This window comes from Kangiella sp. HZ709 (assembly GCF_009674675.1).
GTDB lineage: Bacteria > Pseudomonadota > Gammaproteobacteria > Enterobacterales > Kangiellaceae > Kangiella.
The window spans coordinates 707,983-733,847 of sequence record NZ_WKJC01000001.1; the positions used below are offsets into that span (position 1 = coordinate 707,983).

A 25,865-nucleotide genomic window follows, 5' to 3' on the forward strand; every position below is an offset into this window, starting at 1 on the left:
GATTAAACAATGAACAATATTAAGGTAAAAGCAGTAGCAGCTATTTTCATTACAGCATTAAGTTCTGGATGTAGCTTCCACGTAGATAAAGGTAGCAACGCCGATACAATTCATGAGAATACACGCACTGCAGTAGATGTATGTGGCGGCAGTGATCGAGTTAAATCTGTATCGTTAGAAGGTTATACGTGTAAAGCTGAATAAATTGCCATGTTAACTATACAGATATAAAAAATGCCGCTAAAAAGCGGCATTTTTTATATCTGGTAGTCGCGAGTGAATTCGAATCACCGACCCCCACCATGTCAAGGTGGTGCTCTAACCAGCTGAGCTACGCGACTATATTTGAGGTCGTGATTCTAGCATAAATACTTTTTTTCACAATATTCTTATACTAATTTCTCAAGAATTTTAATCATTTTTGAAGCAAGCACCTTACGATCATATTGCTTTGCCGACTCATATGAAGCACTCTCAAATATAGCATAGGATTCATTGTCATTAGCCAAAGTGGTAATAGCGTCAGCAATCTGAATTTCATTTTCAGCAGCGACTACTAATCCAGAGTTTGCCTTTTGAACAATTTCCGTAGCCTCTCCAGGAGGAGCAGCTATTATCATTGGCAAACCCATTCCCATAGATTCAAATATTTTAGAGGGAATCACAGTTTTAAAAAGAGGAGTATCTTTCAAGCTTATTATAGAGGCATCACATAAGCTCCAGAGTTTTGGCATAAGATCCTTTGGCTGACGAGGTATCATAACGATATTATTTAACTGGCTTTCAGCGACTAATTGCTCAATACGAGGTCTATCAGCTCCACCGCCTGCAAATAGTACGCGAATATCATCTCGATCTTTCAGTAAACTTGCAGCATCAACTAACTTATCTAAAGCATGGGCTAGCCCATGAGTACCAACATACCCAGCGACAAACTTACCTTCTAAGTTAAACTCTTTAGCAAATATAGGGTCTTTTATTTTTCTAGGAGAATATTGTGCTAAATCAACGCCATTTAAGACAACATGAATTTTATCAATATCAACTCCCCTTTCGATTAATTCAGATTTAAAGCTATGAGTTACTGAAATAATAGCGTCTGCTTGACGATATAAAAACATTTCTATTCTTTCTAGAATGTTTATTACCTTACTTTTTTTCATAGCCCCAACGGCAGTTATCGAGGCTGGCCAAATATCCCTTAACTCGAAAACAAAAGGGACGCGCTTGAACTTAGCCAAAGCCCAAGCAGAAATCACAGTAAAAAATTGTGGCGAAGTACCCACGACAATATCAATTTTTTTACTAAACAACCCAAAGAAAAAGCTACTTATCATAAAAGAAACGAAGTCAAGAGTGCGCTTTAAAAAGCCTTCATTTGCAGTGATATAGGTTTTTACTCGCCATATTTCTATACCTTCTATTGACTCTTTTGATAACCATTTGTTTTTATACTGTGGAAATACTTTTCCATCAGGAAAATTAGGAGCACAAGTAATCACGGTTACTTTATGCCCTTCCTTTACCCACTCTCTTACATGCTCATAAGTCCGACTTGCTGGGGCATTACCCTCAGGAGGAAAGTTATCGGTCAAAAATAATATATGCACTTTACTTTAATACCCAACAAAAATTAATTTCTGACTTTGGACTTGTAAATTCAACCTCTAGTACTTTATTCTCAATCGATTGTCCAAATTCGGGTGACCAGAACGCGCTTTTCAAAAGAGCCTTTGTTTTAGATACGTCACACTCTAACTGAAATCTATCGCCAATTATTAGTAGTTTGTTATCTTCTAAAGACACATCCAACCTAGGGTGTATAAAAAATCTAGCCACAGCGTTATTAAATGCTCCATCAAGCTCGTCAAAAACAGTTAGTCCATTCGGGTTTAAAATAAGTCCTCTTTTATGAAAGCAACCAGAAAAAATCGACTTATAGCCATTATGAGAAGCCTCGAAGACTATAGCCCCTTCTTTACTATATGCTTTTCTATTGGATACCCTTGCTCGCTTTGCAACACGAAAGCCACTCCATACTTGCGAAGAGTCCTCGCCATTAACTTCCACAGTATTATGCGAGCAAGTTTTACGCTGTAAAAGTCGGTTTGAACTTAAGCCGTATTCCGAGGTACCAGTATTCACAAACACACGCTCTTTACCGATTGACAACTCGAAAGACAAGGTATCCGCGTGAGCATGACCAGGAATATAATCTGGACCTACATTGGCAGCATCAAAAATAACTTTAGCCCCATTATTGGTAGCAACCATATAACCGCTTTTTTTACTATCTACATGATTTAATTGATTGATATCTAGAGATTTACATTTAAAACCCAATTTGTTGGCATAGACTTTTATTCGCTCAATGCATGGGGCAATAGCATTAGCTGAATCATTAAAAAAGGAAACTTCTTCATCAGGGTGCTTCATCAATTCCATAAACTGAAGCATTTTAGGAATATACAACTCTAAAAGATATAGAATTTTTGGGCTGATTTTAGCAGGATAAGATTGATATAAATTATACATATCTAACATATCAACAAGTATGAGAGAGTGATACATCGGGCTCAGCTCAAAGTTTGCTCCATCCTCTAGAATTTGCTCGGGTATTTCAGCAATTAGTCCCTCCTCAGCAATTTTTAGCCATCTCTGGTTATCCAAAACAACGCCTGCGAAAAGAAGGGCTTTAAGGTTTACAAAATAGTGGTTTCCTAATAAATGCTTTTCTAAGTCATTCGACAAATAGCTCGCCTGTTCAAAAACGCTTTTAAAAATATTGCTATCTAGCGGCAGTCCAGCCAACCAAGCTTTTAATATATTAGCCACACGTAATGAAGTAGGGTAAGGCTCCCAACCATTGCCAAAACCTGTAGGGTTTTCGGCAATCCAGCGCTGCAACAACTCTATATGAAATTGATTCTTTTCTAGGCCGTTTACTGCTAGCAAATCTTCAAAATAATGAAGGTTATAAACCCATAGTTTGCTTGGGCTTTCATTGTTCCAATCTCTAGGCAGTTGCAGCTTTTTTGTTTTATTTAAAAAAGTTGCCTCAAAATTATGATTGATTTTTTCTTCGTACAATCCTACATGTATCCATTGCTTAGCTTGGGTCATGTCCCTTATCGAAAAAAGATCAGTAACTTTAGGCTTGCTAAACTTTCGCAATATTCGGTGATAAAGTTGCTGCCATTTCAAATACTTAAGAGTATTCAATAGTAATAAAAACTTATGCATAAAAATATAGGGAGTCAAGCTCCCTATTCCCTTTATTATCTCAGTAATTCTGCTATATCGACCGAAGCCCTAGCCACCTCAAAAATTTCTTCTTGTGGTATAGGGCTTTGCCCACCGTTTTTAACAGCATCCATAAATGCTTTAGTACAATTAGATTGACCTTTATCTTGCGACCAAAGGTTCATTTTTGTAAAACCATTCCAGCCAAATCCAGTGAGCTTTCTAAAGTTATCAAGCTGTAAAGCAGCATGATCACAAAACACTTCAACTCGTTCTTTAGGGAAACTTTTACCGCCGTTAGCAAAGTAGTGTATTGAGCCAACTGAGCCGTCCTCAAAAGATAGGGTGATAATCGCTTTATCTTCTGTGATATCGATAAAGTCATTCTCCCCCATTTTTATTGCTTGAAAAGATTTAATCTTAGAGCCAGCTAAAAATCTCATTAAATCAATATAGTGACATGCCTCCCCTATTATTCGACCACCACCAACCACCGGATCTTGGGTCCAATGTTCTTTAGGTATATCCCCGGCATTCATTGTCATAATAAATGTCTTGGGACAAGCTTTTGTATCAAGTAATGACTTCATCTGCTGAACTTGTGGTGAAAATCTCCGGTTATATCCAACCATCATCATAGTCTGAGAGCGCTCTTGAGCAGCTTCAATAGCATTAATTTCATCATGAGTCAGCGCCAAAGGTTTTTCTACAAATACATGCTTATCCTTTTCTAAAGCTGCTATAGCTTGAGGCGCGTGCAGATTATGCTGAGTGGCAATAACTACTGTATCAGTATTGCCATCTAGCGCCTTATCAATATCAGTAGAAGCATTTGCGAAACCATTTTTCTTTCCATGATGAACAGCACTAACCCCTCCGCTAGTGACTAGGCTTGTCAAGTTTGCACCGGCTTGTTTAAATGCTGGAATTAATACACGAGAGGCATAATTACCACCGCCAATAAAAGCTACATTCCCTTTTGAGCCTTCAAAATTAGCAGCCTTGATAAGTTGAACAGTGTCTTCAGTTAAGTCACCATCCGATTCAGTATAGTCAAGCACGATACCTAATGAGGAGCGGTCATCTAATTTTTCATACGCTGCTTTAGCATCATCTATAGCAAAACGGTGACTAATTAAAGGTTGAACATCAATCGTACCTGATGACATTAAATCAAGAATAGCCTCAAAATTACGCTGTTCCGTCCAACGAACAAAGGCAAATGGGTAGTCTTTCCCTTTATCTTCATACTCTTCATCATAGCGACCAGGCCCATAGGAACAAGATACTTGGAAAGTTAGTTCTTTTTCATAAAAATCTGCACGACTTAGTTCAAGACCAACAACTCCCACAAGCACTATTCTGCCGCGCTTACGGCTCATTGTTGCGGCTTGATGCATAATATCGTTACTTTTCGAGCTGGCAGTGATCAAAACCGCATCAACACCTCTACCTCTTGAAAAGGCATCTGCAGCTACCAAAGGATCTTCACCTTTAGATAAATCAACGACTTCTGCACCAAACTGCTTAGCTAACTCACACTTTGCGGAATCAAAGTCTATACCTAAAACTCTACAACCATTGGCTTTTAAAATTTGTACTGCTAATAGTCCGATTAAGCCTAGCCCCGTAACAACAACGGTTTCCCCTATAGTCGGGTTAATTAAGCGTATACCCTGCATAGCAATTGAGCCTAAAACTGTAAATGAAGCTGATTCATCATCAACATTATCAGGTACAATAGCCACTAAGTTTTGCGGGACACGGACCACCTCAGCATGATTACCATTAGAAACAACACGAGTTCCATTCTCAAAGCCTGTATCACTTCCATCAAGTACAATCCCAACGTTACAATAGCCTAAAGGTAGTGGTTGATCTAATTTTGATTTAACAGCGTCATAAGTAGCCGAAAGTCCGTCAGTTTTAGCTTTTTCTAAAACCATTTTTACTTTATCAGGCTGTGAACGAGCTTTCTCAATCCAACCAGCCTTACCGAAATCTACTAGCATTCGCTCTGTGCCAATAGATACTAAAGTTTTGTTAGTCTTGATATTGACATGCCCTGATTGTACTTTTGGGTACGGGATTTCATTAAGTTGCATCTCACCCGTTTTGAGATCTTGGAATATTTGCCGCATTAGAGTCTATTCTCACAGTGAACAATTGAATTAGTATCAAGAGCTTCTTTAATTTTTAACACCAGAAGTCCTGTTCCTCGGATGTACTCAAGTGATTCACCTGAAGTATCATTTTTATGTGCATTATATGAATGTGTAATATTTGCGCTATGACCGTGGTCACGGTGGAATAATTTTCGATATTGCTTTTTGTCTACAATATCCAAACTTAGATTTTCAAAGTCACGTAACGATGCAAGTAAGTCCCCTTTATGCACATTGAGGTACTCTCTAACACCTTCAAAAGTATGTCCCTTTGCAGAAAAAGTTAAAGCTGCCTGAGAGCCATCGGCAAAAGTTATTGATATCGCAAAGTTAGATTTAGCTTCATTAGCAATTGCCGGACTAATAGTACACGGGAAAGCATTTTCTAAACCAACCAAGTGAATACATAAATCTGACCAATGACACAAATTGCCCATGACTCTTCCGCCTTCAGCTTCAGAAAAGTACCAATGATTATCGTCGATCTCGTGACCAGCTATAAACCAGTTCATCATTATATTGCCTGGCTGCAGCTTTATTTCATGTAAAAGCTTTTCAAACAGCTTACTTTTCGGCCTATTAAAACCCATGAAAACGCGGCTCTCTGGGTGGGCTAACATTGCTTTTTCCAGCCGAACTAGTTGCTCATAATTAACAATATGAGGTTTTTCTATATGTACATCCTTCCCTTTTTCTATTGCCTGAATAGCGTATTCAGCATGAGTAGAGTGGTTTGATGCTATGTAAACCACTTTGATACCAGAGTCATTAAGAACTTCATCGTATCTAGCTGTGGCGCAATAAGCACCGTACTCTTTTGCTAGAGATAAAGCTTTAGCCTTATCGGTATCCAGCGTATATTTAATCTTGCCTTCAGTTTTTTTGCTTACATAATGAGCAATTGTAGAAAATGCAAAATTACCACAACCTATTATGGCGACATCTCCGTCTTTGCTACCCTTTTCATTTATCCACCTTTCACCATCAAATGATGGGCTTGCCTTCATATGGTACTGTGAGCGAACCTTCTTGAAAGTTCTCTCTAAACCATACATTGATACGTACCTAGTAACTTTTTTCAGTTTAAAAAGTAATGGTTCTTTTGTGTAGTCCATCTCGATACCTTATAGATTCTTAAATACTTGTATTGTTTCTGCTTTAACTTTTTCCCAACTATAGCTATCTTCAAATAGTGTCCGTGCTTTTTGACACATATCTAAATAACTACTCGGCTCAGAACAGATAGTTGAAATAGTTTCAACGATAGCTTCAGCATCACCGTAAGCTGTAACCACACCGCACCCAACAGACTCAACAGGTTGCGAAACCTTAGCTTCGCTATTGATAATAACTGGACGTCCAACAGCAAGGGATTCGGCCAATTTGTTAGGTGCTGCAAAAATATTAATAATCCGATGAGGGCTGTAATGGGCAAAAACAAAATCGCACTGCGCTGTTAAATCTAAAACCTGATAGTGATTTAAAAAACCGTGATATATACAATTTTTATGCTCGGCTATTTTTGCCATTATATCTGGACTACCTTCACCTGCTATATGAACTTCATAATTATCATTGTTATTAGCTATATCTAATAATGTACCGATCCCCCTTCCTTCATCCAGCCAACCTGCAAATACAACCTTTATCTTGGAACAGTTTAAGCCGCTATGCTTCTGCTGACCTGGGTCTACAGGTGTGTTTTTAATAACCGTTATCTTACTTCGGCAAAACGCGGGTAAAGCATCTGCTCTAAACTGCTCTGGGACTAAAGTTGAGGTAGCATATTTTACAATCAACCCTTCAAAGAAGTTAAGTATTTTATTAAAAAAAGATGGTAACGGATATCTCTGTCCAAAGTTATCATGGATATTATACAGGGTCGATATTTTATTAAATAGACCATAAACGAATACCGCGAAAAAAGACTCCACATCAGAAAAGTGTATAACTTCGGGCCTCTCTTTTTTTAACGTTTTATAGGCCCCTATATTATAGCGAATCACGCCTTTTAGATAAGTGAATAAGCCAGCGCCATTAAGCATCGGGTAATATTTACCTACACGTTTTACCTTCAGACCATCCCATTCATCTTTTTCATCCAACCCTTCATCGCGGTAAGCGCCAACGAATAGTGTCTCAAAACCCAACTCTTCGGCAACTAAAGCCATTCGCTTAACCCTGGGGATTGGTTTACTTGAAGTTCTCAGTAACAAAATTTTTTTCATTGCTTTACCTTAAGAGACAACATAGAAAGAAGAAAAACTACTAACGATGTAATCATTATAGATGTATAAATTGTAAAGCCCGTAAAGTTAAGAGTAAACATTGTAATTATACCCACTAAATACGTGGCTCCTTCCAAGTATGGTTTATTAAACTTATAGAAATTTGCAAATAAAATAGATGAGAAGAAGAACACACCTACTTTTACTGATTTTAAATATACCTCAGCTAAATCATAACTATAACTGTACAACGCGGTTATTATTGGCAACAGCAAGATATCGCTAAAATAAAAAAGAATATTGACGGATACAACTATTAAAAGTAACTTCTTGAAACTCTCGCTAATGTTTACTCTTGCTAACTCAATATATGAAGCAAAAAGAGTATTGAATAAAACACCAAACACTGGCACTAGTGAAAAAGAAACTAAAAATATATTATCGCTTTCACTTCCCACATCGACTAACCACCTTGGTAGAACGACTAAAAATGCACAAAGACTGGCTGAAATAGAGAAAGGGAAAAGGATCTTGATTCTACTCTTATAACCATTGAAAAGTTTCTTTTCAGTGACTCTTGGAAATTTATAGTAGAAAGTAAAAGTAACTACTAAAAGAAATATTATGGAGGACACGCCAATCAAATACCATACATATGACTCATTAAGGCCCACAAAATAATAAAGGCTAGTCATTAAAGCTAAAAGCAGCATAAACCGTACAAAACTTAGTTTAAAAAAACTGCGAGCACCTTTTTTAAAACCATAAGTATGATTAAAATAGCCATACAAGTAATCAAGCAAGGACTCACTTAGCTTGATAGTGATGGAAAAAAAAGCAACATAAAAAGCCACTTCATAATACTTCAAAAGCATTAAAGAGAGGGCTGATGCAACAACAACATTTTTTAGTCTAAATTTTATGTCGCCTCTAATGTCATTACCTATTGGCCCATAAATATTTACATATTGCCTTTGCGCCATGTATGAAACTGAAAAAAGCACACTGACAATAGCAAATGACTGGGATAATAAAGCGGCCAAACTTAAGTTTGTTAAAGAAAGTAGCTGTATAACCAACACAGGTAAAAATGCCAAGCAGGCCTGCCCGACAAAAGCACTTAATCTACTCATAGATACCTTATTATTTTAATACTTAAATAAACGTTATATTCAGTCGGCTCTAGTTTAACTTGCTTAGCATTCATGTTTATGATTCTGCTTCCTAATTATTAGAAGGTTATATAAGGCATAAAAGACAATCAAAAGCCCTCCATTCAAAAGAAATAAGTAAAAAGAATAATTGAATGGCATATAACAGAACACAACTATAAAAATTGATACTGAAAAAGGATTAGGTTTAGAAATTATCATTCTTTGCAAAAAACTTAAAAATATAAATGCCAACGCTGGAACAATTACGAGACCGCCGTAGCCTGCATTTACATAGATATCTAAAGGAGCTCCGAGTACAGCGTTTCCCTGTTTTGAGCCGCCTAGTAAAGAGTGGAACTGATTTGAAAAACCTTCCTGTGTTCCTGGTAATAAAATGGACAAATCGGATAACCACAAACTAAAAGGGTCTAGATCAATATTCTGCAAATAATCTATTAAGTGTACATTTTCGCCAGGCACCGTCGTGAATATACGAGTAGTAATATTTAATATCAGATCAATAAATGACTCCAACAAGCCACTATCTTCATTTGTTCGCCCTAATAATAAATTTATGCCAAATAAAATAAATAGCAACGCTACAAAAAAGATAACAATGTATTTACTAGAGATGCTTTTACCGATTGACTTATACTTAAAATAAAAGCCTAATGCTGTAGATATGAACAAAACTAAAATGGGCATTCTCTGCCCACCCATTACCATAGAGAATAAAATAACAGCGAACACAACAAATACATACTTATACCTGTTGGGACTGTTAAAGCAAAGTGTCAACCAAACAATAAAAGCTGGCGCATAAATATCTCTTATCTGCTTTATTAAACCAGGTGCAAAATAACCAGCTTCACCGGAAGAAATTGTTTTTCTTATATCAAGAAGAGCAAAGGCTCCTGCAAAGTGTCCTTGTACAATCCTTGTGTACACTAAGTAAACAAAAGCCAAATTAATTAACAACAAGAAAACAGTGGAAAAATTTGCAAAGGTTTTGTTTTTACTTTCTAAACTAGAAAGACTAAAAATTTTCAGCCCTGAATTTGAGACGTTTCTTGCTATAGCCCAAATAAAAAAGACCGCAATAAAATTTATTATTGAAATTTCCAATAAAAGCAGCTCAGAATCTTGCATGGATATTGAGCAAAGAAGGAATGCGCCAATAGTGTATATAGCAATGCCAATAAAGTAAGAGTCATAAAGAAAAATGCCTTTATTTGTCGTTTTGATTATTACCAGAATAGCAAGAACTATAATCGTTAGTATAATTGCACTAACAAGCAAGAACAAAAATAAGTTACTTGATAACAAAATCCAGGCTGCCTTCGTTTTTCAAATTTAACATTAGCTTATTTAATTCAGTACCAGATTTATTGCCGTAATCTTCTATCAAACAGCTTTGTTCTTTCTTAATATTATCTAAATTCAAAATATCACTTTCGGCATATGGACTTAGATATAGTGTAAATAACAAACCTTTTTCGGCCTTCCAACTATCGTGAATGGTTAAACCCGCCTCGGTTAAACAAAAGCGTCTTTGATGAGTAATATCTCTATCTTTATAAAGTAAAGATACACTACTAAGCTCTTGCTCTAGTAAGCTACACTCTCCCATTTCTACAGTTCTGAAAACTGAGCCGCTTTTAAAATCAGCTCGTGTTCCTGAATTGTTCATTATCACATTATGTGATAATGAACTTAAATATTCCTCTCTCAGCCTAATATCTGATGTGTAAGGCGCACAACCTCTCTCCAAAACAATATCGTCACCGCCCTTAAACAACCAGAAAGAAAGCATATCATCATGATCATGTGGGGCTCGCTCCTTCAAGCCAGCTTTTCCGTATCTAATAACGGCTTTATAGGAATCTTTTGTCATTATTAGAAAAGGATAAAGCTCTTGGAAAGGTTTCTGACTTGGCTCTTCCGTTAGTTTTGGTATAGCTCTCATCCCTATTTGCTCAAGCACTGCGGAATAAATTGTATGAGCGGTTTCCTTTGACCTCCAATCAAAATATAAGTTACAACTACGAGAAGACTGTCCAAAATTTAATACTTGCCCACTATCTGAATCACCAAAAATTGGTAGTAAACCCTTTTTACTCGATATTAAAGAAAGAGAATTAACTAAACGATTTATCCGTTCACTAACTTCTTTTTCCATATCGTCAAAACTGATAAATAAATATCCTATTACAGCCAAGTCAACACATAATCGATGATACACAGTGCTATATTCTAACTGTACTCCATCATTTGGAAATTGTTGAATAAGCAATTCATTAAAAACCTTCTCTGAATAACTTTGCTGTTTTAAATAACTAACAACAATTTTACCCACTTCAGTAGCCAAATAATGATTACCAGGGATATCACTAATTTCTGGATATAGCTCCAGATAAACATCATGTTTTGCAATTAACTGTTCTAATAAAGAATTCAAGTCATGATGTTCGTTAGCTTTAACTAAAAGGTATACAAAAGCGAGATTCACTAACCGAATAGCCACCTCCATTGAACTAATCCAGTTAACGCCTTTTAAAAATGTATTTTGGTCACTCCATAGCTTTAAATGACTATAAACATCATTTATATCCCACTCACCATTTGTGCAAAGTAAAGCTTTTTCTACCAACCATTGTAAACGACTTTTTTCCCAAGGAACTTTTACATCGCAAGTTATGTTCGACAAAACAAAGTCGATATCAAACGAATTGGCGTTAGAATTCCACTTATAGTCATGAATAGAATCATAGTGAAATGTCTCATCTGACTGTATATCCACATTACCATATCCTAAACAAGGATAACCTTTATCTTTATAAGCATTAACTCTTGTCAGTAAATAAGACAATTGCTCATTACTTAATACTGGGTTAATAGAAGAACTTTGTTTGCTTTGAAGCGAAATTTCAGCCTTATTTAGTTTTGCTTTTAATAAAGCGCTTCCAGCACGATATAAAACTTTCTTGTTAAGCTCGACATTAATCTTCTTTAATAAAAAATCAAAGGGCGACTCTGTCACCCTTTTCACTAAATACTTAACCCTAGAGATATTCACTCATTAATCCCGATTGTACTATTACCAGATACCTTTTGTATCAATTATAAAATCTATGTTAGGCCGGTCAATTTCTTTAAACTCTTTATGATCTACCAACATTACAGCTATATCAGCTATTTGCTCTGATTCCTGTATATTAGATAGCACAAATTTCTCATTAACATTTAAGTTATCTATATTTGGCTCTACCGCAATAACTTTACCAACATGTAACTCTGAAAGTTTACGTGTAATTGACATAGCAGGACTTTCGCGAAGATCATCTATATCAGGTTTAAACGCGAGACCAAAACAAGCAATAATAACATCAGCTGCACTTTTGCTTGGGTTTTTAAGTAAAAAATCAGCAATAGCAAGCTTTACTTTATTAATTACCCAGTCAGGTTTTGTATCGTTAATTCTCCGTGCGGTATGAATAATTTGTGCTTCTGATGGAGTTTTGCTTACGATAAACCATGGGTCTACTGCAATGCAATGGCCCCCAACTCCAGGACCTGGTTGTAAGATATTTATCCTAGGGTGTCGGTTAGCAAGAGAAATTAGTTCCCACACATTAATATCTAATTTATCACAAATAATAGAAAGTTCATTTGCAAAAGCTATTTGCACATCTCGACACGAATTTTCAGTTAGTTTTGCCATTTCAGCAGTACGCGCATTGGTAGTTACACACTCACCCTCAACAAAAATTTTATACAGCTCAATAGCTCTGCTGGAGCACTGGGCCGTCATTCCACCTATTACGCGATCATTTTCAACTAACTCGCGAACAACATGACCAGGCAAGACACGCTCAGGACAGTGAGCAACATTGATATCTGCATCCTCACCTTTATGCTGGGGAAAAGAAAGGTCCTCTCTAGCAACAGCTAACCACTCTGCCATTTGTTCTGTTGCACCCACTGGCGAAGTTGATTCTAGAATAACTAGGTCACCTTTTTTCAATACAGGGGCAATAGCATTAGCAGCTGATCGAATATAGCTTAAATCAGGCTCAGGAATTTCACTGTTAGAATCTTTAAAAGGCGTTGGAACGGCGATTAAAAAGGCATCAGCTGGCTCAGGTTGAGTTATAGCCTTTAGATAACCTTCTGTGACTGCTACATGAACAATCATGTCAAGCTGAGGTTCAACAATATGAATTTCACCTCTATTAATTGTATCAACTGCATGCTGATTAACATCAACACCAACAACTTGCTTTTTACGTGAAGCAAACATAGCTGCTGTTGGTAAGCCTATATAGCCAAGTCCGATTACGGAAATAGTGTTAAATGACATTAGAGATTCCTTAAAATTTATTTGCTAGCGCATTCAATATTCTTTCACAAGCTTTGCCATCACCGTACGGATTATGTGCATAGCTCATTTTGTTATATTCATCTTGTGATGTTAACAAAGCATCCAGTGCATCCCTTATAAGACTCGTATCTGTTCCAACAAGCTTTACAGTTCCGGCTTCGACAGCCTCAGGCCTTTCTGTGGTATCCCTCATAACTAGAACTGGTTTACCTAGACTAGGAGCTTCTTCCTGAATGCCGCCAGAGTCTGTTAAGATAATATAAGAACGATTCATCAAATAAATGAAAGGCAAGTACTGCTGAGGTTCAATTAATTTAATATTGTCAACGCCCTCTAAAATACGGTTTACGGGCTCTTGAACATTAGGGTTAAGATGTACAGGATAAACTATTTGAATATCCTCATGCTTTTTAGCAGCATCAACCAACGCTTCACAGATTCGTTCAAAACCACCACCAAAACTTTCTCTACGGTGTCCCGTAACAAGTATCAATTTTTTATTTTTATCTAAAAAAGGAAATTTCTCAGCCAGCTCTGAAGATAGCACAGTATCATTATCAAGCTTATCTTTTATCATGAACAATGCATCAATTACTGTATTGCCTGTAACAATGATTGATTCATTATCATAGTTTTCATTTACTAAATTATTCTTACTCGTGTCTGTAGGAGCAAAATGAAATTGAGTGATAGCACCTGTCAATTTACGGTTAGCCTCTTCTGGCCAAGGAGAATATATATTCCCGGTTCTAAGGCCCGCCTCTACGTGACCAACCGCAACTTGCTCATAATAAGAAGCCAAGCTGGCAGCAAAGGTTGTAGCTGTATCACCATGTACCAGTACTATATCTGGCTTAAACTCTTTTAGTACCGGAGTAAGCTCTAGTAATATTCTAGATGTGACCTCCGGTAGGGTTTGTCCTGCTTTCATAAGGTCAAGGTCATAATCTGGAGTTATTTCAAAAAGCTCCAAAACTTGATCCAACATTTCTCGATGTTGTGCTGTTACACATACTTTTGCATTAAACCGCTTATCATTAGCAAAAGCATGAACTAAAGGCGCCATTTTAATAGCTTCGGGACGCGTGCCGAAGACTGTTAAGACTTTCATAGGAAGTATTTATTTCTTTTTAAACCTGTGTCGGAGGGATAATAAGTAGTTATAGATAAAAAATGTTAGACTTATCATGATAAGGCTCAAATACTCAGGTAACTCTTGAACTGTCATGACGTAACCTATAAAACAAAAAGCCAAACTAATGATAGATATAAATATAAGAGCTTGTCTTGAGTTTAAACCGATATCCATAAATACATGGTGCAAGTGCTCTCGATCAGCAACCAAAGGGGATTGGCCACGTCGTAATCGCCTAAACATAACCGCCAACATATCTATTAGAGGAACGGCAATAAACCATAAAGCATGCGCTGGTGGTATCAAAGACTGTCCCTCGGGTTGACTAAACACAATCAGTAACCAAGAAACAGTTAGCCCAAGCATCATACTTCCAGCATCTCCCATAAAAACTTTATTTTTGTTGGTAAAAAAACTTAAATTAAAAAACAAGAAAACCACTATTGCAGCAGACATCGCTCCAGTAAGTAATATAAAGTCAGGGCTTTTAATTAGGAGACCTATGGCTATTAAACTAATGAGCGCTAATGTGCCTGCTAGACCATCAATACCATCGGTCATATTAAATGCATTAATCCCTGCAACAATTGCAAGTATTGAGATAACTCCAGATAAAGAGCCCGTCATTATCACTCCAGAGCCAAACAAATCCCCGAGAGAAGCGATATGTATTCCTGTACCAAAAACCAAGATTGAAGCTATTAATATTTGAGCAACGAGTCTTATTTTTGCACTTAAGTCATAACGATCATCTAAAGCACCAATTAAGACAATTAGGGATACAGATACTAAAATCAAATTAATATGTTGGCTACTTTCCAGATATAAACTGACAGATGTCATTGTTGCAAGGTAAATTGCCAACCCGCCAACCAAAGGAACATTGCCTGTGTGCTTTTTGCGATTATCTGGCGTATCTACCAAGCCCCAATTTACAGCTATTGGTCTTAATGCCAAAACAGCAAAAAAACATACAACTGTAGCAACCATCCAACTTATATGCATAAATCCAATCCTTCTACTTTTTGCTATCCTTAAAGTAATTTAGCATTAATACTAACAAAACTGATAAGAAAAGCCCCAAAACAAAGCCTAGTACAACTATTAATGCTCTTTTTGGCTTAACCTTCTCTTCTGGTACTTTTGCACTACTTACTGTCTTAAAAATATACTCGTCTGAAACTTGTGCTAGCATTTTTGTTTTATGTTGCTCTTGAATCAGCTCACTAAAGACTGTTCTAATTTCAGCAATTGATGTTTGACTGATTTGTTTCTCCAAATATTCAATACTTTGATTGGCATCATTAAGTGCGCGTACTTTCATAAAGTTGTTAAGGTCTTGAATTATTAAGTCTGTCCATTGTTTTGCGATTATCGGAGAATAGTGAGTTATAGCGATATTGATCAATCCCGACTCTTTATCTTTACTTATACTTAAGCGCTTTTTAAACTCTTCATATAACTCCCAGCTTGTAGGCTCTACAGTTTTACCTTTAGGTGCTTTGCGGACCCACTTATGTTCGGCTTCGTTATATAGACCTTGATCGTAAACTAATTCATTAGTTGATTGTTCCCATTTGGTAGCTGCAAATAATGGAATTGCCAAGTTATGTTTGCTAATAAAATTTTCAACAAAGCCCCAACTTTTCATAACTTCCATGGCAATAACAGCATCAGTTGACTCATTTCCACCAATGTTGATCCCTGCTAAAGAAGCGAGACCTCCAAACTGTCCAGCCAATGAAGCCAATTTCCCGCCGCTACCACTACTGTTATTAGGTTGAACTACAGCTGAAGCTTTATACTCATTGGGTAAGTATAAGGCCAATGCTACAGACGCCATTGTACAAAATAGTGTTATTGCAATGACGATCCATTTACCCTTCAAAATAATAGAAAATAGCTCTCTCAAATCAATTTCATCATCTTGATAAGACTGCTGGGCTTGATTGAAAGGTTTATTGTATTCGTTATTCATGGATAGTTTGTTAAATCTCCATAGTCAAAGACAAACTAAGATTATATTTGTCTTTTTGGTTGCCGAAACTGTCGACAGTTTCATTTTTTGCTTCGATTTGCAGTCCAATCAACCCATACTTTGTGGGCTTTTGATATTGAAGCTCAAATTGATTAAAGTTGATATTTCGATTATTGATGCTATGGATGCCAAAGCCGTCACTATTTAAATCAATTTTAGCTAAACGAAATTTATAACGGTCACCATTTTTATGGGTAACTAATAATCCGAACGCCAAACTTTGCGTATCATTATCATAAGTAGAGCCTATACTTCGCCCATCCGTACGATAGCCTGTTTGATAAATACTATTATTGTATGTCACATTTGGGGCAAATTCATTTTCAGAATCTGCGTACTCTAAATAAGACTTTATAAAATATTCGCCAAAGAAAAAATTTCTGCTATAACCGAATTGATAAACTTTTCTTGAAGGTAAATAACCAGCCTCATCCTCGCCAATCAGCTGTCCATATACTGAGCCTAATTTATTTGGTAAGCGCCATTTAAAATCTACTCCAGCCAACTGATTCCCCGGCTCATTACTCCTATCCGAGCCGCAGCCGCCAGATAATTCATCACAGTTATCCCTTCCGATTAGTAAATCAAAAAAATTACCCAGATCATTAGGTCTCCCTTGACCAGCCCATTGAGCAGTTCTTCTCAACACAATTTCCAAAGAGTCTATGGGCTTAAAATTAACACTCATTCCTAATAGTTTTGCATGGGGAATAAAACGGTCACTTTCTAACTGCCCCGCAAACGCATTGAAAGTCCATGGGCCGATCCAGGACAGCCATTCGCTTTCAAATGGATCTGAGTAATTTCTTTGGACAGAGATTGCTGGAACGGGCCTTGCATTATTCGAAAGTATTAAAGAAGAATCCCAGCCAGGACCCCACCACCTTTCTTGAGCTCCAAGCGAGACAACCCAATTACCCCAGATACCTGCAACGTAAGAGTTATCTAAGCGTTGTTCTTCTCCATCTATAGGGTCTAGTGTTCGAGTAGCTTCAATATTCCAAGCAAAGTTTTTCCTAACACCCGTAGTCTTAGAAGTGATTTCAGCTTTTTCGCGTCTATCATCACCAAAGTGACGTAAGATTTTTCCTTGATTACCTGCTTTTAAACTCAAGTAGCTGTGCGTATCTAGCTTGGTTTCAAATCGACCTTTACGTTTTACCCGCTTAAAAACTCTTAGTTGAGCTTCAGTTAGGTTATCAACATTAGCATTATTCAAATCATTTAGAATTGGTGCCCACATTAACGGCCATGTAGAAACAGGGACTCTAATAACTCCAATATCCGATAAATATTCAATATCAGCTCGAAGCCAAGCATCACGAGTATCAAGCCAAGGCTCAGATTTAATCTGACCTGTTAGCAAAAGCAATAATGTAATAACTAGAAATTTATTCATTAGAAACTATTTACCGCCGCGGCACCTAAAGCTAGCTGATAAACAATAGAGCTTACTTTCGACCAAAGCTCTAAATTATCCACACGAGAAGTATCCAGAGGAACAACAATTGTATCTCCAGCTTCCATATTAAAATCTGAATGATTTAACCAATTATTTGCATTCGGTAAAACAACAGAACCATCTGCTTTAACAATATAAATAGCATCAGAATTAGAAGTTTCTTTTTCACCACCACTCCTTTCAATATAATCATCAAAATCTAATTTTCTATCGTATAAGTGGGAGGTAGGAACCTGTACTTCACCAACAACCGTGACCTCCTGGCGATGGCTAGGAATAAATAAAGAATCGCCATCTTTTAATGCCACATCTTCTATATTACCCTCAAGTAAACCTGGAAGATTAACTACTAAACGACCGGTTGCTTCTGTAGTATCCAGAACATCAATCAAAGACTGAGCAGATGCACCACTTGTAGATTTACCTATATTAGTATTTTCTAGCTCTGCTGTAGCAATATCTTGTCGCAACCTTTCCTTTAACTTTCGAAGTTCTTTTTCTTCGTATTCACGTAACTCTTTTCTAGAAAAAACCGCAGCTTTTAATGATCCATATTGATTAATTCCACCAGCTCTTTCAATTAATTGAGTTAAAGTTTCCCCTCGTTGGATTCTGTATGTGCCAGGAAATTTTACTTCACCAGAAATTTCAACATTTGAGAAGTCTCGGTATTCAGGAGTAACTTTTATTTGCAACTGGTCATGAGGTTGCAGCTTATAACTTACAGCTCCTAGAAATTCTTGCTGTAGATCTATAGTGATATGATTAATCTTTGCTTCTAAGGGATCATTTAAGTCATACCGAGTTACTTCTGCCTCGATGGCATAGGCTGATTCAACTAAACCACCTGCAGCATGGATTAAATCTACTGAAGTCATTTCTAAGGTTAGCGGGTATTCTCCAGGAAACTTCACTGCCCCAGATATAGTCACCACTTGTGCTGGCAAGTTTAAATTAGACTGAGCTTGAAGCTGAGTTACAATATTCGCGATATATTCATTCCTAATTTCGATGGCCACTTCATCTTTATTAATTTTGACGTTTTTTGCTTGCTGCGAGATATTCTTTGCTTGACTTAATTCTTTTTGCTCAAGCTGAATTTGCTTGATTTTTTCTTCAGTCGCTAATTCATCAACAGCATTACTCAATACAATAATCACATCACGAGGCTGCAATAATATATTTTCATCAGCGCTCTTATCATTGAATATTTCTAATAAACTTACTTTTAATGGCATAAGAGCTTTGGTATTTTCTTTTTCTCGTATCAATAATGCAAAATTTAAATTAGCATTAGCCTTCAATACATTTGCTGACGGTATTACGTCTGAAACTCGAATACCTTGTTTCCAACTCTGCATTCCGCCACGATAAACATGCCCCTTAAGCTCAACAATATTCTCTTGCTTCTCAAGAACAGGATAAATTTTAATCAAGTCTCCATTGCGAACTTTTTGATTCTTTCCCTGACTAACCTTTAGGTTAACATCAACCACTGTCATAGAACCATTAGCATCAACTCTTTGCACTCGGGTTGCTTCTTCTGCCGCATTAGGTAATAAGCCACCAGCTAAAGCCACCAATTCAGCTATTGTGTGCTCATTCTTTAACTCATAAATAGCTGGGCGAACAACCTCGCCAGAAACCGAAGCAGTCTTTTTTACTGAAGGTATGAATATGACATCTCCGGCTTGTAAACGACGGTCACGGCGAGTATCACCCTTTAACAACAGATCATATAAATCGATGGTACTAATCAACTGACCATTCCGTTTAAGTTGAATATTTCGTAAAGAGCCAATTTCTTTGATGCCGCCACTAACATAAAGCGCATTTAAAATAGTAGATAACGACGATACGGTATAAGCTCCTGGCTTATATGCCTCACCCAGTACAAAAACTTGAATAGAACGCAGCTCACCCATCGAAATATTGGCTTGAACACCAATGATTTGCTCTTGGATTTGACTGTTTACATTATTCTTTAGTTCTGTATAACTCAGCCCCGCCACATAGATAGGACCTAGATTAGGAAATTGAATTGCTCCTTGTCTACCTACTTGCAATTCATAACTTGAGTTTTCCTTACCGTAAAGCTGCACTTTAACCATATCTCCTGGACCAACAATATAGTTAGCCGGTACAGGAATGTTGCCAACAGGTGTATAAGTTGTCGGCTCACCAGCAAATAAGTCATAGCCAAACTTTTTTAAAGGCTGATCGACTTTTGCTAGTTGTTCATTGGTTTTTTGAAGCTTGTTTTTCTTTAAGCCAATCGAGTTCTCGCCTTGAGTGCTTCGAGGTAAAACTGCTGGCGTCTGTACGTCCAATAAAGTTTTATCGGTATCAGTTTGCTGCTTAAGGGATGCACATAAAGAATCCACATCATAGCCTGCAGCTCTAGCAGCTTGCCTTTGCGCTTCAGTTGCGCCTTCACATAATCGTTTAGCTTGTGATAAATCTGGACTATTAGCTATCACAAACTGTGACGATATGGTAATCGCTAATATGGTGATTTTTATTAAACACTTCATTGTCATTCTACCCCTAAAACCCTTTCACTATAAAATACGGATTGAGTAATGATTCTTTTTGGTTGTACATTAATTCTTTATTGGTTTCATAATTTAGGCATTCACCGCCAGCATATTTTACGACAGCATGAGCCGCTGCAGTATCCCACTCAGAAGTAGGTCCTAATCTAGGATAAATATCTGCTTTGCCTTCAGCAATAAGACAAAGCTTTAAAGATGATCCCATTGAAGCTAACTCATAAGGTTCAAGTTGCTGTATATAACTCTTAAATTCCTGAGATTGATGAGAGCGGCTACCCATAACCTTTAAAACCGTACCTGTAAAATTCTTTTTTACTTGAATACTGAAACACTCATCATTACTCTGCTGCTTCCAAGAACCCATTTCTTGAGCGCCATAATAGCAAGTTTCTAACACTGGTGCATACACTACTCCAAGAATGGGAACGCCATCAGAGATTAGCGCGATATTTACCGTAAACTCGCCATTCTTCTTAATAAACTCTTTAGTTCCATCCAGCGGATCAATTAACCAGTACTTATTCCATTTTGAGCGTACTTCCCATTCAATATCACAGGACTCTTCTGAGATGATTGGGATATCAGGGGTAAGACTTTTTAACTTACTGCAAATTAATTTATGCGAAGCGAGGTCCGCTTCAGTCAATGGAGAAGAGTCTGATTTAGTTTCAACAGAGAAATCTTGCTGATAAATATTTAAAATCTCTTTACCTGCAGACTTTGAAATTGCAATTACTTCTGTAAGAAGTAATTGGATATGAGGCGAAGATGCTGAGCTTTTCAAATCCATCGTTATTATAGTTTAAGGTACGCTACCGCCCTTAGGTTATGGCTCCCAAATGCCCAAGTAGAAATGCATATTACGATGCACGCAAATTTTTCGATTATTATAGAGGGTTATAGATCCATATGAAACCTAACTTCTGTCATAAATTTGTCAAATAAGCATTTATTTTTCAACTTTCATGACATCTTGGTTGGCGACTTCAAGTTTGATGGTTTTACTAAGGATATTCAACAGGATAATTGAGCGCTCTTCATCACTAGGGGATTGGTAAATACCTTCAAATTCCTTAAAGGCACCCTTAGTGATAATAACCTTATCCCCTTCTCGTGGAGCATTGGTTTCGAGCATATTACTATCAATAATTCCAGTATCAAACTTCAACTGCTGGACCAGCTGCTCAGGGACTTTAGCAACATCAATGCCAAACCTTACAAAGTCTCTCACACCTCGAGTAGAACGTATTTTGCTCCAATTAATATCCTCATCATCTAGTTTGATAAAAATGTAATTGCTGAATAATGGCTCATTGACCATTTGACGCCTTCCTCTAACTATTTTTTCTAACTCAATAGTTGGGTAGAAACACTCTACATCTTGATTTTCCAGATTTTCCTTAGCCCTTAATTGCTGCTTAGGTTTGGCTTGAATAAGATACCAGTAGCTCACGGTTCAACATCCAACTGTTTTAAAAATTCTTGGTATTTCCCTTCTAGTAAACTTATTAGTTGTTGAACTCCTTGCTCTTCGACCAAGTTTCGATACTCATTTTGTTTTAATCTAATAAAGCTTATCCCTTTAAATCTAAAGTCATAGATAACCCATTGTTTTTTATGAAAATAAATTTTCAAATCAAGATAAATATTAGGAAAGTTATCGATTACCAATTGAACCGTAAGCCAGCCTTTATTTTGCTTTTTATTAAGCTGAACTTTGCTTGCTAACGGCTTTTGACCGTTATATTGTTGGAATGACTCAAACAGGTAACGTTTCATAGTAATAAAATAAGCATTAATCAGTTGCTGCTTTTGATCTGCATCTACAGATTTCCACAGTTCTTTGCCTAAAATTGAACGAATGGTTAACTCTGCAGACCAGCGTGACATCAATTCTTTATCTATGAACTCCATTAAAATATCGGTTTTAATCGGTTGTGGATTACTTTTAGCAAAAGCTTCAATTTTGTTAAACTCGCCCTGAAATTCTTGAATAATTTGCTTTTCTAGGGTTTCTGAAAACGCAATAGAATGGTTTGCAAACATCAGCAACAAGGCTAAAAGGCTGGTTTTTGTCAATTTTAATAATAGTTTCATCATGAATTCCTGATGCTCAACTCTCGCAATTTTGCGATCTTGTCACGAGTTTGCGCAGCTTTTTCAAATTCTAAATCTTTAGCAAAACCAAGCATTTGGATCTCTAACTCACCAATTTCTTTAACAATTTCGCTCATCGACTTAGCGGCATAATGTGCTTCCTTCTCAGCTACTTTACGAGAAACAGCTGCATCACGCCCTGTATCCATCACATCGGTGATTTTCTTAGAAACACCTTTTGGTGTAATGCCATGCTCTTGATTAAACTCTTCTTGAATCTTACGACGACGGTTAGTTTCCCCAATAGCCCTTTCCATAGAACCTGTAATTCGATCAGCATATAAAATGGCTTTACCTTTTAAATTACGGGCTGCACGGCCAATGGTTTGTATCAAGGAACGTTCAGAGCGTAGAAAACCTTCTTTATCGGCATCTAAAATGGCTACCAAGGATACTTCAGGCATATCCAAACCTTCACGTAATAAGTTGATACCAACCAAAACGTCAAACTCCCCGATACGTAAGTCACGAATAATTTCCATTCTTTCGACCGTATCAATATCGGAATGCAAATATCTGACTCGAACGCCATGCTCGGATAGGTAATCAGTTAGATCTTCAGACATTCGTTTGGTTAGTGTAGTTATCAACACTCGTTCATTAACCGCTGTACGCAGAGTAATTTCTGATAGTACATCATCAATCTGAGTAGTAACTGGCCGGATTTCGATTTCAGGATCAATCAGACCTGTAGGCCTAACTAATTGCTCTACAATTTGTCCATTATGCTCTTCTTCATACTTCCCAGGTGTTGCCGAAACAAAAATCGTTTGCGGGGTTATCCGCTCGAACTCCTCAAACCGCAAAGGTCGATTATCCAATGCAGAAGGTAGTCTAAAACCAAACTCTACTAAGGTTTCTTTTCGCGAGCGGTCACCTTTATACATAGCACCAATTTGCGAAACTGTAACGTGCGACTCATCAATAATCATCAAAGCATCAGGTGGCAAATAATCCAGTAAACACGGCGGCGGCTCACCTGGTTTTGCTCCAGATAAAAAGCGCGAATAATTTTCTATCCCAGAGCAATAACCCAACTCTTGCATCATCTCGATATCAAATTTCACCCTTTGCTCTAAACGTTGAGCTTCAACCAACTTATTCATCTCATATAACTGAGCTAGACGTTCTTTTAATTCTTCTTTTATTTCCTCGACCGCGTCTAAAATAGTTTGTCGAGACGTCACATAGTGACTTTTCGGGAAAATGGTTACCCTAGATAAATTTTTTAGAACCTCGCCCGTTAATGGATCAAAGGTTTGAATAGATTCAACTTCATCATCAAATAACTCTATTCTTATAGCATTTTGCTCAGATTCGGCAGGATAAACATCAATTAAATCACCCCGCACTCGATAAGTTGCACGCTCTAAATCAAATTCGTTACGGGTATATTGCAGTTCAGCTAGGCGTCTTAAAATAAAACGCTGATCAATTTGATCACCTATCTTTAAATGCATCACCATACTATGAAACGCTTTAGGGTCACCAAGACCATAAATAGCTGAAACAGAAGCGACAATAATGGCATCTCTTCGCTCTAATAAAGCTCGCGTAGCAGATAGCCGCATCTGCTCAATATGCTCATTGATTGAAGAATCTTTTTCAATAAAAGTATCCGAAGAAGGAACATAGGCTTCTGGTTGGTAATAATCATAATAAGAAACAAAGTATTCAATGGCGTTATGCGGGAAAAATTCTTTCATCTCACCATATAATTGAGCGGCCAAGGTTTTATTGGGAGCCATGATAATAGCTGGCCGTCCTGATTGAGCAATGACATTAGCAATGGTATAGGTTTTACCTGAGCCAGTTACCCCAAGTAGAGTTTGATGTGATAAACCATCTTCTAAGCCCTCCAACAATTGCGCGATCGCTTTAGGTTGATCGCCTGCGGGTTCAAAAGGTGACTCAATTTTAAAATCTTGACTCATAGCTTATTTTGGCTTGGGTGCAACACTAACTTGGAGTATGATTGGCGCTATTGTCGCACATTGTTTGGCGGCATAGAAAACTATTTACTTTTTTTGACATTAGTTATTATTTTGAGGACTTATCGTGACCATTAAGCTTTCTGATCGCGTTCAACTAGTAAAACCATCCCCTACTCTAGCCGTAGCCGCTAAAGCTAAAGAACTAAAACGCCAAGGGCGAGATATTGTGGGCTTAGGCACAGGAGAGCCTGATTTCGATACTCCTCAGCATATTAAAGATGCAGCAGTTGAAGCGATTGGCAATGGCGCCACAAAGTATACGCCAGTAGATGGTACCATTGAATTAAAAGCTGCGATTATCGATAAGTTCAAGCGCGATAATAACTTAAATTATGAGCCCAATCAGATTCTAGTATCTTGTGGCGGCAAGCAAAGCTTCTACAACCTTTGCCAAGCATTATTAAATGAAGGCGATGAGGTTATCATCCCTGCTCCTTATTGGGTGTCATACCCTGACATGGCAATCTTAGCCGGCGGTAAACCAGTCATCATTGAAACCTCCATAGAACAACATTTAAAAATTACTCCCCAGCAATTAGAAGCGAATATAACTGATCAAACGCGCTTATTTGTTATAAACAGCCCAAGTAATCCTACTGGTGTTGCATATACTCAATCTGAGCTGAAAGATTTGGCTGATGTTTTATTGAAGTATCCTGATATTTTAATTGCTACTGATGACATGTACGAGCATATCCTATGGAGTGATGAGCCATTTGCGAACATTTTAAATGCCTGTCCAGAGCTTTATGAGCGAACCATAGTCTTAAACGGCGTCTCTAAAGCTTATGCCATGACCGGCTGGAGAATTGGTTATGCCGGAGGGCCTGTGAACTTAGTTGGAGCCATGAAAAAGATTCAATCGCAAAGCACCTCTAATCCTGCAGCACCAAGCCAGGCTGCCGCTGCTGCAGCACTAGCTGGCGATCAATCCTGCATAATACCCATGCTTACTGAGTTCAAGAAACGTCATGATTATTTAGTTGCAGCTTTAAACAATATAGAAGGTGTAACTTGTTTGCCGAGTGATGGTACTTTCTATGCTTTCCCAAATGTTCAGGGTCTCATTAATAAGCATAACTGCGAATCGGATTTAGACTTAGCTGAACTGTTGATTGAAGAAGTAGACTTAGCGTTAGTTCCAGGCTCTGCCTTCGGCGCACCTGGTCATATGCGTTTATCCTATGCTGCCAGTATGGAGACTTTAGAAGAAGCTGTGGCTCGATTGAAAAAAATGGCCTAAAAAGCAAAAAAATTCATAATAAAGTATTGACCAAAACCCGAAATATGTCTATTATCTCGCCCCGTTCAGAACTTATTATGTATAACGTAAAAGTCTGACAAACGACATAA

General features: G+C 37.4%; 20 protein-coding genes and 1 tRNA gene. 2 read left to right on the forward strand and 19 right to left on the reverse strand.

What is annotated here, in order from left to right; all coding sequences use genetic code 11:
- Nucleotides 1-9 precede the first annotated feature (9 nt).
- Nucleotides 10-204: a hypothetical protein gene (locus GJS41_RS03175; protein WP_154245877.1), complete on the forward strand. Its 195-nt coding sequence runs from the start codon at nt 10-12 to the stop codon at nt 202-204.
- A 60-nt stretch (nt 205-264) separates the two neighbouring features.
- Here GJS41_RS03175 and GJS41_RS03180 read toward each other — a convergent pair.
- The 19 genes from GJS41_RS03180 to uvrB all read right to left on the reverse strand — a co-directional run bounded on the left by GJS41_RS03180 (nt 265) and on the right by uvrB (nt 24,452).
- Nucleotides 265-341 (reverse strand) — tRNA-Val (locus tag GJS41_RS03180).
- A gap of 48 nt (nt 342-389) precedes the next feature.
- Complete coding sequence (locus GJS41_RS03185; RefSeq protein ID WP_370515609.1) at nt 390-1,610, reverse strand: glycosyltransferase family 4 protein; 1,221 nt, start codon at nt 1,608-1,610, stop codon at nt 390-392.
- 1 nt (nt 1,611) lies between these two features.
- Nucleotides 1,612-3,123, reverse strand: a complete 1,512-nt coding sequence (locus tag GJS41_RS03190) for a heparinase II/III family protein (RefSeq protein ID WP_195758325.1) — start codon at nt 3,121-3,123, stop codon at nt 1,612-1,614.
- A gap of 155 nt (nt 3,124-3,278) precedes the next feature.
- Complete coding sequence (locus GJS41_RS03195; RefSeq protein ID WP_154245879.1) at nt 3,279-5,384, reverse strand: bi-domain-containing oxidoreductase; 2,106 nt, start codon at nt 5,382-5,384, stop codon at nt 3,279-3,281.
- Entirely contained in the window at nt 5,384-6,523 is a 1,140-nt protein-coding gene (locus tag GJS41_RS03200) for a Gfo/Idh/MocA family protein (protein ID WP_154245880.1), read from the reverse strand. The genes GJS41_RS03195 and GJS41_RS03200 overlap by 1 nt, the downstream gene beginning before the upstream one ends.
- A 9-nt stretch (nt 6,524-6,532) precedes the next feature.
- Nucleotides 6,533-7,636 (reverse strand): glycosyltransferase, encoded by a 1,104-nt coding sequence (locus GJS41_RS03205; RefSeq protein ID WP_154245881.1) that lies wholly within the window; start codon nt 7,634-7,636, stop codon nt 6,533-6,535.
- Nucleotides 7,633-8,769 carry a hypothetical protein gene (locus GJS41_RS03210; protein ID WP_154245882.1) on the reverse strand — a complete coding sequence of 379 codons (1,137 nt, stop codon included), beginning with the start codon at nt 8,767-8,769 and terminating at the stop codon, nt 7,633-7,635. The genes GJS41_RS03205 and GJS41_RS03210 overlap by 4 nt, the downstream gene beginning before the upstream one ends.
- A 63-nt stretch (nt 8,770-8,832) precedes the next feature.
- A complete protein-coding gene (locus GJS41_RS03215; RefSeq protein WP_154245883.1) occupies nt 8,833-10,116 on the reverse strand; it encodes an O-antigen polymerase in 1,284 nt (427 codons plus the stop codon).
- Complete coding sequence (locus GJS41_RS11640) at nt 10,103-11,866, reverse strand: heparinase II/III family protein (protein WP_154245884.1); 1,764 nt, start codon at nt 11,864-11,866, stop codon at nt 10,103-10,105. The genes GJS41_RS03215 and GJS41_RS11640 overlap by 14 nt, the downstream gene beginning before the upstream one ends.
- Before the next feature lie 21 nt (nt 11,867-11,887).
- Entirely contained in the window at nt 11,888-13,150 is a 1,263-nt protein-coding gene (wecC, locus tag GJS41_RS03225; RefSeq protein WP_154245885.1) for a UDP-N-acetyl-D-mannosamine dehydrogenase, read from the reverse strand.
- A 10-nt stretch (nt 13,151-13,160) separates the two neighbouring features.
- Nucleotides 13,161-14,282 (reverse strand): non-hydrolyzing UDP-N-acetylglucosamine 2-epimerase, encoded by a 1,122-nt coding sequence (gene wecB / locus GJS41_RS03230; RefSeq protein ID WP_154245886.1) that lies wholly within the window; start codon nt 14,280-14,282, stop codon nt 13,161-13,163.
- A 9-nt stretch (nt 14,283-14,291) separates the two neighbouring features.
- On the reverse strand, nt 14,292-15,296 hold the full coding sequence (locus GJS41_RS03235) for an undecaprenyl-phosphate alpha-N-acetylglucosaminyl 1-phosphate transferase (RefSeq protein WP_195758326.1): 1,005 nt from the start codon (nt 15,294-15,296) through the stop codon (nt 14,292-14,294).
- Between the two features lie 28 nt (nt 15,297-15,324).
- The gene (locus GJS41_RS03240; protein WP_154245888.1) at nt 15,325-16,284 is read right to left on the reverse strand and encodes a Wzz/FepE/Etk N-terminal domain-containing protein; all 960 of its coding nucleotides are present in this window, start codon (nt 16,282-16,284) and stop codon (nt 15,325-15,327) included.
- Nucleotides 16,285-16,294: 10 nt separating this feature from the next.
- Nucleotides 16,295-17,743, reverse strand: a complete 1,449-nt coding sequence (locus GJS41_RS03245; RefSeq protein ID WP_154245889.1) for a capsule assembly Wzi family protein — start codon at nt 17,741-17,743, stop codon at nt 16,295-16,297.
- The gene (locus tag GJS41_RS03250; protein ID WP_195758327.1) at nt 17,743-20,340 is read right to left on the reverse strand and encodes an SLBB domain-containing protein; all 2,598 of its coding nucleotides are present in this window, start codon (nt 20,338-20,340) and stop codon (nt 17,743-17,745) included. The genes GJS41_RS03245 and GJS41_RS03250 overlap by 1 nt, the downstream gene beginning before the upstream one ends.
- Before the next feature lie 13 nt (nt 20,341-20,353).
- Complete coding sequence (gene cysQ / locus GJS41_RS03255; RefSeq protein WP_154245891.1) at nt 20,354-21,151, reverse strand: 3'(2'),5'-bisphosphate nucleotidase CysQ; 798 nt, start codon at nt 21,149-21,151, stop codon at nt 20,354-20,356.
- Between the two features lie 159 nt (nt 21,152-21,310).
- Nucleotides 21,311-21,814, reverse strand: coding sequence for a transcription/translation regulatory transformer protein RfaH (gene rfaH, locus GJS41_RS03260; RefSeq protein WP_370515610.1), 504 nt, complete (start codon nt 21,812-21,814; stop codon nt 21,311-21,313).
- A complete protein-coding gene (locus tag GJS41_RS03265; RefSeq protein ID WP_195758328.1) occupies nt 21,811-22,458 on the reverse strand; it encodes an ABC transporter substrate-binding protein in 648 nt (215 codons plus the stop codon). The genes rfaH and GJS41_RS03265 overlap by 4 nt, the downstream gene beginning before the upstream one ends.
- On the reverse strand, nt 22,458-24,452 hold the full coding sequence (gene uvrB / locus GJS41_RS03270; RefSeq protein ID WP_154245893.1) for an excinuclease ABC subunit UvrB: 1,995 nt from the start codon (nt 24,450-24,452) through the stop codon (nt 22,458-22,460). The genes GJS41_RS03265 and uvrB overlap by 1 nt, the downstream gene beginning before the upstream one ends.
- 124 nt (nt 24,453-24,576) lie before the next feature.
- Between uvrB and GJS41_RS03275 the strand changes: the two genes are divergently transcribed.
- Complete coding sequence (locus GJS41_RS03275) at nt 24,577-25,755, forward strand: pyridoxal phosphate-dependent aminotransferase (RefSeq protein ID WP_370515611.1); 1,179 nt, start codon at nt 24,577-24,579, stop codon at nt 25,753-25,755.
- The last annotated feature ends 110 nt before the right edge of the window (nt 25,756-25,865 follow it).